The 9,134-nt window shown below is 67.5% G+C and carries 8 protein-coding genes and 1 pseudogene; 6 read left to right on the forward strand and 3 right to left on the reverse strand.

The genetic code is table 11. From position 1 onward, the window contains the following. Positions 1–73: 73 nt before the first annotated feature. Both ahpC and ACE3T5_RS19715 read right to left on the reverse strand, forming a co-directional pair. Entirely contained in the window at positions 74–646 is a 573-nt protein-coding gene (gene ahpC, locus ACE3T5_RS19710; RefSeq protein ID WP_374669813.1) for an alkyl hydroperoxide reductase subunit C, read from the reverse strand. A 264-nt stretch (positions 647–910) separates the two neighbouring features. Beyond that, on the reverse strand, positions 911–1,732 hold the full coding sequence (locus ACE3T5_RS19715) for a pyruvate, water dikinase regulatory protein (RefSeq protein ID WP_374669814.1): 822 nt from the start codon (positions 1,730–1,732) through the stop codon (positions 911–913). 180 nt (positions 1,733–1,912) lie between these two features. Here ACE3T5_RS19715 and ppsA point away from each other — a divergent pair, with 180 nt between their 5' ends. Continuing rightward, entirely contained in the window at positions 1,913–4,306 is a 2,394-nt protein-coding gene (gene ppsA / locus ACE3T5_RS19720) for a phosphoenolpyruvate synthase (protein ID WP_374669815.1), read from the forward strand. Positions 4,307–4,383: 77 nt separating this feature from the next. Beyond that, a complete protein-coding gene (locus ACE3T5_RS19725; protein WP_374669816.1) occupies positions 4,384–6,447 on the forward strand; it encodes a VC_2705 family sodium/solute symporter in 2,064 nt (687 codons plus the stop codon). A gap of 4 nt (positions 6,448–6,451) precedes the next feature. Here the strand turns inward: ACE3T5_RS19725 and ACE3T5_RS19730 are convergent, their stop codons facing one another. Next, entirely contained in the window at positions 6,452–6,967 is a 516-nt protein-coding gene (locus tag ACE3T5_RS19730) for a hypothetical protein (RefSeq protein ID WP_374669817.1), read from the reverse strand. Positions 6,968–7,170: 203 nt separating this feature from the next. On the opposite strand from ACE3T5_RS19730, the gene ACE3T5_RS19735 reads away from it, so the two are divergent. The 4 genes and pseudogenes from ACE3T5_RS19735 to ACE3T5_RS19750 all read left to right on the forward strand — a co-directional run. Next, entirely contained in the window at positions 7,171–7,470 is a 300-nt protein-coding gene (locus ACE3T5_RS19735; RefSeq protein WP_374669818.1) for a hypothetical protein, read from the forward strand. Beyond that, positions 7,470–8,045, forward strand: coding sequence for a tetratricopeptide repeat protein (locus tag ACE3T5_RS19740; RefSeq protein WP_374669819.1), 576 nt, complete (start codon positions 7,470–7,472; stop codon positions 8,043–8,045). Before ACE3T5_RS19735 ends, ACE3T5_RS19740 begins: the two co-directional genes overlap by 1 nt. A 115-nt stretch (positions 8,046–8,160) precedes the next feature. Beyond that, positions 8,161–8,418 (forward strand): DUF4212 domain-containing protein, encoded by a 258-nt coding sequence (locus ACE3T5_RS19745; protein WP_374669820.1) that lies wholly within the window; start codon positions 8,161–8,163, stop codon positions 8,416–8,418. 4 nt (positions 8,419–8,422) lie between these two features. After that, a pseudogene (locus ACE3T5_RS19750) lies at positions 8,423–9,134 on the forward strand (cation acetate symporter); the annotation flags it as partial.

The following is a 9,134-nucleotide window of genomic DNA, read 5'->3' on the forward strand; positions in this document are numbered from 1 at the left end:
GATTTGCCGGTCCTTTCAGCACTGGTCTAAGCACCCTGAAAAGTCGCGCAGCGACTTTTCAGGGTGAAGTGCCTTAGATCTTCCCCACCAGATCCAGCGAGGGCTTCAGCGTCTCGGCGCCTTCGCTCCACTTGGCCGGGCACACCTCGCCCGGGTGGGCGGCGATGTACTGGGCGGCCTTCACGCGGCGCAGGGTTTCCTTGGCGTCACGGCCGATGCCGTTGTCGTGCACCTCGATGGTCTTGATGCGGCCCTCGGGGTCGATCACGAAGGTGCCGCGCAGGGCCAGGCCGGTGTCCTCGCCCTCGGTGATCAGCACCTGGAAGAAGCGGGCCAGCTGGTGGCTGGGGTCGCCCACCAGCGGGTACTGCACCTTGCGGATGGTGTCCGACGTGTCGTGCCAGGCCTTGTGGGTGAAGTGGGTGTCGGTGGACACGCCGTAGATCTCCACGCCCAGCTTCTGGAACTCGGCGTAGTGATCTGCCAGGTCGCCCAGCTCGGTCGGGCACACGAAGGTGAAGTCGGCCGGGTAGAACACGACCACGGACCACTTGCCCTTGAAGCTGTCCTGCGTTACCGGGACGAACTTGCCCTGGTGGTAGGCGGTGGCGGAGAAGGCGGGGATCTGCTGATTGATCAGGGACATGATGATTCCTCTATCGAGTGGTTGATGATGATTGCTTTGACCTATCGAATGGTACAGAAGATCAGGGTCTTCCCTGATGGAAAGAAGCAATCAGCCACTTTGTCCGCGCCTATCGGAACCGCAACCTCGATCACCGGCACCACCTCGGCGCGCCATGGCCCGCGCAGCGCGGCCACTTTCGTGAGACACCATGGAACCGGCTTTGCCGGGCCATTGGTGTCGCCCCCTTGAGGGGGGATCGGCCGCAGGCCGAACGGGGGTGGGCTAGTACTCCAGCCGCTCCGGCCGGATCTCCTGCAGGATGGTGGTGGCGATCTCCTCGATCGACTTGGTGGTCGTCGAGAGCCAGCGGATGCCTTCGCGGCGCATCATCGCCTCGGCGTCGGCCACCTCGGCCCGGCACGATTCGAGCGCGGCATAGCGCGAGTTCGGCCGCCGCTCATTGCGGATCTCCGACAGGCGCTCGGGGTGGATGGTCAGGCCGAAGATCTTCTTGCGGTGCGGCACCAGCGCGGGCGGCAGCTGGCGGCGCTCGAAATCCTCGGGGATCAGCGGGTAGTTGGCCGCCTTCAGCCCATGCTGCATGGCGAGGTACAGCGAGGTCGGCGTCTTGCCGCTGCGGCTCACGCCCACGAGGATGACGTCGGCCTGCTCCAAGTCGCGGTTGCTCTGGCCGTCGTCGTGCGCCAGGCTGAAGTTGATCGCCTCGATGCGGTCGTGGTACTCCTTGCTCTTGCTCACGTCCGAGAAGCGGCCCACGCGGTGGCTGGACTTCATGCCCAGCTCGATTTCCAGCGGGCGCACGAAGGTGCCGAACATGTCGAGCATCATGGCCTTGCACCCTTCCTCGATCACCTTCAGCACCTCCACGTTGACCAGCGTGGTGAAGACGATCGGGCGCTTGCCCTCCAGCTCCGCGGTGTGGTTGATCTGCCGCACCACCTGGTGGGCCTTGTCCACGGTGTCGATGAACGGCAGCCGCACGTGGCGGGGCTTGAACTCGAACTGGGCCAGGATCGCATTGCCGAAGGTCTCGGCCGTGATGCCGGTGCCGTCGGAGACGAAGAACACGGTGCGCGAATGCATGTAATGCTTTCAGTCTGGTGCAAGGCCCGCAGCCGGCTGGCGCGCCTACAATGAAGCGATTATCCGAATTCCCGCGACCATGCCCGCCCGCCGCCCATTCGAACAATCACAAAGCCCGCTGGCGGGGCATCGCGCGATGCGCTGGAGCGCAGACCCGGTTTCAACTTCTGGAGTCTTCCCATGTCTGCCCTTTTCAGCCCGACCGCCCTGGTCGTACCGTTTGAGAACCTGAGGAATACCGACGTCGAGGCGGTCGGCGGCAAGAACGCCAGCCTCGGCGAGATGATCTCGCAGTTGCCGCATGGCGTGCGGGTGCCCACCGGCTTCGCCACCACGGCGCACGCGTTCCGCGCCTTCCTGGCCGAAGGGGGCCTGGCCCAGCGCATCCACGACCGCCTGGACGCGCTGGATACCGACGACGTTCGCGCGCTCGCCGCCGCCGGCGCGGAGATCCGCCAGTGGGTGGAAGAGCAGCCTTTCCCCGCCGACCTCGAGCAGGCGATCCGCGCCGAGTTGGAGCGCCTGGTCGCGGGCAACCCGCAGGCGAGCTTCGCCGTGCGTTCCTCGGCCACGGCGGAAGACCTGCCTGACGCGTCCTTCGCCGGCCAGCAGGAGACCTTCCTCAACGTGGTCGGCATCGAAGCCGTGCTGCACAAGATGAAGGAGGTGTTCGCCTCCCTCTACAACGACCGCGCCATCAGCTACCGCGTGCACAAGGGCTTCCGCCATGCCGACGTGGCGCTCTCGGCCGGTGTGCAGCGCATGGTCCGCTCCGATCTGGGTGCCGCCGGCGTGATGTTCACGATCGACACCGAGTCCGGTTTCGAGGACGTGGTCTTCATCACCGCCAGCTACGGCCTGGGTGAGACGGTGGTGCAGGGCGCGGTGAACCCCGACGAGTTCTACGTGCACAAGCCCATGCTGCAGGCCGGCAAGCGCGCGGTGATCCGCCGCAACCTCGGCTCCAAGCTGGTCCAGATGGTGTTCGCCTCCGACGAGGAGAAGCGCTCGGGCGGCAAGCTGGTGAAGACGATCGACGTGCCGCTGGAGCAGCGCAACCGCTATTCGCTGACCGAGGACGAGGTCCAGGCGCTCGCCCGCTACGCGCTGGTGATCGAGCAGCACTACGGCCGCCCGATGGACATCGAGTGGGGCAAGGACGGCATCGACGGCCAGCTCTACATCCTGCAGGCACGGCCCGAGACGGTGAAGAGCCAGGCGCAGGGCAAGGCGGAGCTGCGCTACAAGCTCAAGGGCCGCGGCACCGTGCTCGCCGAGGGCCGGGCCATCGGCCAGAAGGTGGGCACAGGCCCCGTGCGTCTGGTGCACAGCACCGCCGAGATGGACAAGGTGCAGCCGGGCGACGTGCTCGTCACCGACATGACCGATCCCAACTGGGAGCCGGTGATGAAGCGCGCCAGCGCCATCGTCACCAACCGCGGCGGGCGTACCTGCCACGCGGCCATCATCGCGCGCGAGCTGGGCATTCCCGCCGTGGTCGGCTGCGGCGACGCCACCGAGACCCTGAAGGACGGCACCCTGGTCACGGTGAGCTGCGCCGAGGGCGACACCGGCTTCATCTACGACGGCCTGCTGGAGACCGAGGTGACCGAGGTCCAGCGCGGCGCCATGCCGCCGATCAAGACCAAGATCATGATGAACGTGGGCAACCCGCAGCTCGCCTTCGACTTCGCCCAGCTCCCCAACGAGGGCGTGGGCCTGGCGCGGCTGGAGTTCATCATCAACAACAACATCGGCGTGCACCCCAAGGCGATCCTGGAGTACCCGAACATCGATACCGACCTGAAGAAGGCGGTGGAGTCGGTCGCCCGCGGCCATGCCTCGCCGCGCGCCTTCTACGTCGACAAGGTCGCCGAGGGCGTGGCCACCATCGCCGCGGCCTTCTGGCCCAAGCCGGTGATCGTGCGCCTGTCGGACTTCAAGAGCAACGAGTACCGCAAGCTGATCGGCGGCAGCCGCTACGAGCCCGAGGAAGAGAACCCCATGCTGGGCTTTCGCGGTGCCGCGCGCTACATCAGCAAGGACTTCGGCGAGGCCTTCGCCATGGAATGCGAGGCCATGCGCCGCGTGCGCAACGAGATGGGCCTGACCAACGTGCAGGTCATGGTGCCCTTCGTGCGCACCCTGGGCGAGGCCGAGAAGGTCACCAGCCTGCTGGCCGCGCAAGGCCTGCAGCGCGGCGTGAACGAGCTCAAGGTCATCATGATGTGCGAGATCCCCAGCAACGCCATCCTGGCCGATCAGTTCCTGCAGTATTTCGACGGCTTCTCCATCGGCTCGAACGACCTGACCCAGCTCACGCTCGGCCTCGATCGCGACTCGGGCCTGGAGCTGCTGGCCGCGGAGTTCGACGAGCGCGACCCGGCCGTCAAGGCCCTGCTGTCCAAGGCCATCGCGGCCTGCCGCGCGCAGGGCAAGTACGTGGGCATCTGCGGCCAGGGCCCCAGCGACCACCCCGATTTCGCCCTGTGGCTGGCCGACGAGGGCATTGCCTCCATCTCGCTGAACCCGGACAGCGTGATCGCCACCTGGCAGCAGCTCGCGCAGCATTGAGGCCGCGGCGGCCGCGCCCCCCCGCGGCCGGGGTGCGATGATCGGGGCCGGGCACGCCGCCCCCTGATCCGAATCGCATGGCCATCCCGCCGGACTACGCCGCCTACAAGGCGCGGCTCGCACGCATCCTCATCGCCTACGTGGTGGGGCTGTGCGCGGTGCTGGGCGTGCTCACCTGGGCAGAGCGTCACGGCCTGTCGCGCTACTGGCTGGGGCCGATCTTCCTGTTCTCCACGGTGATGATCTATGCGGCCATCGGCATCTGGGGCCGCACCACCTACGCCGAGGAGTATTACGTGGCCGGCCGCCGCATCCCGCCGTTCTACAACGGCATGGCGACGGCGGCCGACTGGATGAGCGCGGCCTCGTTCATCAGCCTGGCCGGCGGCCTGTACCTGCAGGGCTTCACCGGCCACGGCGACCAGCCCGGCGGCCTGGCCTTCGTGCTGGGCTGGACCGGCGGCTTCTGCCTGGTGGCGCTGCTGGTGGCGCCCTACCTGCGCGGGCTGAACCTCTACACCGTGCCGGACTACTTCCAGCATCGCTACGGCGGCCACTGGCCCCGGCTGCTGGGGGCGGTGGCCGCCATCCTGTGCTCCTTCACCTACGTGGTGGCGCAGATCTACGGCATCGGCCTCATCGCCGCGCGGCTGACCGGCGTGCAGTTCGAGATCGGCATCCTGCTGGGGCTCGGCGGCGTGCTGCTGTGCTCGTTCCTGGGCGGCATGCGCGCCATCACCTGGACGCAGGTGGCCCAGTACGTGATCCTGCTGCTGGCCTTCCTGATCCCGGTGTCGTGGCTGGCGTACAAGCAGATGGGCAATCCGCTCGCGCCCGTGGTCTATGGCGAGCAGATGCGCAAGATCAGCGAGATCGAGCGGCGGCTGATCGACTCGCCGGCCGAGAAGCTGGTGCAGGAGGAGTTCCTGCGCCGGGCGGAGCGCTACCGCGAATGGCTGGCCGATCCCCTGCCGGCCCTGCAGCGTGAACGCACGGTGATCCAGGAGCGCATCCGCCAGCTCAAGGCGCAGAACGCGGATTCGGCGCTCATCGTCGCGGCGCACCGCGAGCTGTCGGCGCTGCCGCGCGACGTGGACGCCGCCCGCGAGCTGTGGACGCGCCAGATGCAGGAGAGCCTGGAGCGCGCGCGCCCGCTCGGCGGCCTGTCGCCGCATGGCCAGGCCTTCGCCGGTGACCCGCAAGGCACGCCCCTGGAGCGCGAGACCTTCTCCGCCTCGCGCCTGAACTTCCTGGCGCTGGTGTTCTGCCTCATGGTCGGCACGGCGGGCCTGCCCCACCTGCTGACGCGCTTCTACACCACGCCCACGGTTGCCGAGTCGCGCTACTCGGTGGCCTGGGCGCTGTTCTTCATCGTGCTGCTGTACCTCAGCGTGCCGGCGCTGGCGGTGCTGGTCAAGCTGGAGGTGATGCAGCAGCTCGTGGGCACCGGCTTCGACCAGCTGCCCAACTGGATCCTGCAGTGGTCCAAGGTGGAGCCCTCGCTCATCTCGGTGAGCGACGTCAACGGCGACGGCCGCCTGCAGTTCGGCGAGATCCGCCTGGGCGCCGACATCATCATGCTCGCCACGCCGGAGATCGGCGGCATGCCCTACGTGGTGTCCGGCCTGGTGGCCGCGGGCGGCCTGGCCGCAGCACTCTCCACCGCCGACGGCCTGCTGCTCACCATCAGCAACGCGCTGGTGCGCGACATCTACAGCCACGAGGCCGGCCACCCCGCCACGCCGGAGCAGCGGGTGATCCTGTCGAAGTTCGCGCTGCTGGGCGTGGCGCTGATGGCCGCGCTCGTCGCCTCGCTGCGGCCGGCGGACATCCTGCCGCTGGTGGCCGCTTCGTTCTCGCTCGCCGCGGCGGCCTTCGTACCCGCGATGGTGACAGGCATCTTCTGGCGCGGTGCCACGCGCGGCGGGGCCGTCGCCGCGATGCTGGCCGGGCTGGGCGTGACGATCTACTACATGCTGCTGAATGCCGAGAGCGTGCGCCGGCTGTTCGGCCTGTCAGGCCGCTACTCGCTCTGGTTCGACATCCTGCCGGCCTCGGCGGGTGTGTTCGGGGTGGCGGCCGGCGTCGTGGTGCTGGTCGTCGTGAGCCTGGCCGAGCGGCGGCTGGCGGCCCGCCGCTGAGGCCTCACTGCGGCCGGCGGCTCGCCATCTCGGCGGCGAAGCGCTCTGCCTTCTGCGCGCTTCCGATCTGCCGCAGCATCGACTCGGCCTTCTGGATGGCGGCCATGAACTCCTGGGCGTTGCGCGTGTCCTCGATCCGGATGCAGATCGCCTCGCCGGTCGGCCCCAGCATGTCGGTCAGCAGGCGCACGGCGAAGCGCTTGGCGTCGGCCAGCGACACCGGTGCCGCCGCAGGCGTGGCGCCCGGTGTGGACGCGGCCGGCGTGGCGGGCGCGGCAGCACCCGTCGCGCGGGGCTGGGCCCCGGCCTGCGGCTCGATGAAGCCGAGGTCGGCCAGCTGGGTCAGGACCTGGTCGTAGTCACCCAGCAGCTGGCCGAGCTCGGCCAGCTCCGCGTAGGTGCGCTTGCCATCGACCAGAATCAGCATGGATCGCAGCCTGGGCGTGAGCGCCGCGTTGCGCGTGGCCATGGCTTCCGTTCCCCTGGCCGACTTGTGATAGGTAAGGCTCTTGTCGAACATGGGATCTCCTCAACCGACGTCCTGCTGTCAGTTCCGAGTAAGTATGCGCCCGTTTGGCTCCCCTGTCTTGCCGCAGGCCTCTGAAGCGCCGGGTAATCCCTATGGGGGTTTGCCGAGGATCAAATCCACGTTGTAAGAGAGTCGTAAGGCCCCCTGCAAACCATGCGTCGCAGGAGACAACACCTCGGAAAGAGGAGACCGCCTTGCTGCTGTTGCTGGTGAACATCCTGAAGCTGCTGGCCGAGATCGCGCTGCTGGCCCTCGCGGGCCAGTGGGTGCTGGGCCTGCTCGCGGGCGCCAAGCGGGACACCAATCTCTTCTACCAGATCTTCCAGATCGTCACGCGGCCCGTGGTGACGGGGGTGCGCAAGATCACCCCCCGCGTCGTGATCGACCAGCACGTGCCGCTGGTGGCATTCCTGATGCTGTTCTTCGTGTGGCTGATCGCCACCCTCACCAAGATCGACATCTGCGTGCGGATCGGAGTCCAACAATGTCAATGATGGAACGCCTGCGCTGGCGTGGGTTCAAGTGGCGGGCCATGGTGCTGCTCGTGCTGGGACGGCGCGACGACGCCCATGCGCTGTTTCGAGAGATGCTGGCCGAGTTCCCCGGCGACGCCTATGCGCTGGCCAGCCTGGCCCACCTGGAGGCCTCCGCCGGCCGCCGCACCGAGGCGCTGCACTGGTTGCAGGCGCTGATCGAGCGGCACCCGGATTCGGGCACGCACTGGTTCAACTACGGCTTCGTGCTCGAGGAGGCGGGTGACTACCCGGCCGCCGAGCAGGCCTTCCGCCGGGCGACCGAGCTGTCGCCCGAGCTGGACCGCGCCTGGTACGGCCTGGGCCTGGTCCTGATCCGCCTCGGCCGCCACGACGAAGCGGTCGTGGCGCTGAAGCGCAACACGAAATTGCAGCCCATGAGCCCCTACGGCTGGTACCAGCTGGCCCGGGTGCATGTGGATCGGCAAGAGCCGGAAGAGGCGCGGAAGATCATCCGCCACCTCAAGCGGTTCGAGCCCAAGGTGGCCGCCCAGCTGGAGCGCGAGACGGGCTTGCTCGTCGAGAGCACCAGCTGAGGGGCTTCCTTCGAGGGAGCGGCCTGGTTGCAGGCCGCGGCGCAGGCCGCGGCGGGCCGCATGGCATGGCGACGGCGATGGAAAGGGCCCCACAGGCCCGTACAGGAGACAAGGCATGGAATTGACACAGAAGCACCAGGAATACTGGAGCAAGAACCTCAGGGTCACGGCAATCCTGCTGGCGATCTGGTTCGTGGTGACCTTCGTCGTGAGCTATTTCGCTCGCGACCTCAGCTTCAACTTCTTCGGCTGGCCGTTCAGTTTCTGGATGGGCGCGCAGGGGGCGTTGGTGGTGTACGTGGGCATCATCTGGTTCTACGCGAGCTACATGAACAAGCTCGACCAGGAATACGGCGTCGCCGAGGAGGAATGACACCATGGCTGGACTGAATCCCACGGGTGCCGCCGCTGGTGGCGGCGGGGCCGCGAATGCGGCCTTCCGCAAGCAGCTGAACAAGGTCTACGGTTTCTACACCGGCGGCTTCCTGGCCTTCGTGATCGTGCTCGCGATCCTGGAGCAGATGGGCCTGAACCGCGACTGGATCGGCTTCATCTTCCTGCTGGCCACCATCGGCCTGTATGCCGGCATCGGCATCATGAGCCGCACGACCGACGCCGCCGAGTACTACGTGGCCGGCCGACGCGTGCCGGCCATCTACAACGGCATGGCGACCGGCGCCGACTGGATGTCGGCCGCCTCGTTCATCGGCATGGCGGGTACGCTGTACCTCACCGGCTACAGCGGCCTCGCCTTCATCATGGGCTGGACGGGGGGCTACTGCCTGGTGGCGCTTTTCCTCGCGCCCTACCTGCGCAAGTTCGGGCAGTTCACCATTCCCGACTTCCTGGGTGAGCGCTACGGCGGCAACATCCCCCGGTTCATCGGCATCTGCGCGGCCATCCTCTGCTCGTTCACCTACGTGGTGGCGCAGATCTACGGCGTGGGTCTGATCACCACCCGCCTGACAGGCGTGGCGTTCGAGATCGGCATCTTCCTGGGCCTGGGCGGCATTCTGGTCTGCTCGTTCCTGGGTGGCATGCGCGCGGTCACGTGGACGCAGGTGGCGCAGTACATCATCCTGATCATTG

It is taken from the genome of Ramlibacter sp., assembly GCF_041916345.1.
GTDB lineage: Bacteria > Pseudomonadota > Gammaproteobacteria > Burkholderiales > Burkholderiaceae_C > Ramlibacter.

What these genes read in the sequence shown, in the direction of transcription:
- ACE3T5_RS19725 (WP_374669816.1), top strand. Translation starts at nt 4,384, where the DNA reads ATGGCCATCCCGCCGGACTACGCCGCCTACAAGGCGCGGCTCGCACGC.
- ppsA (WP_374669815.1), top strand. Translation starts at nt 1,913, where the DNA reads ATGTCTGCCCTTTTCAGCCCGACCGCCCTGGTCGTACCGTTTGAGAAC.
- ACE3T5_RS19715 (WP_374669814.1), bottom strand. Translation starts at nt 1,732, where the DNA reads ATGCATTCGCGCACCGTGTTCTTCGTCTCCGACGGCACCGGCATCACG.
- ACE3T5_RS19730 (WP_374669817.1), bottom strand. Translation starts at nt 6,967, where the DNA reads ATGTTCGACAAGAGCCTTACCTATCACAAGTCGGCCAGGGGAACGGAA.
- ahpC (WP_374669813.1), bottom strand. Translation starts at nt 646, where the DNA reads ATGTCCCTGATCAATCAGCAGATCCCCGCCTTCTCCGCCACCGCCTAC.
- ACE3T5_RS19745 (WP_374669820.1), top strand. Translation starts at nt 8,161, where the DNA reads ATGGAATTGACACAGAAGCACCAGGAATACTGGAGCAAGAACCTCAGG.
- ACE3T5_RS19740 (WP_374669819.1), top strand. Translation starts at nt 7,470, where the DNA reads ATGGAACGCCTGCGCTGGCGTGGGTTCAAGTGGCGGGCCATGGTGCTG.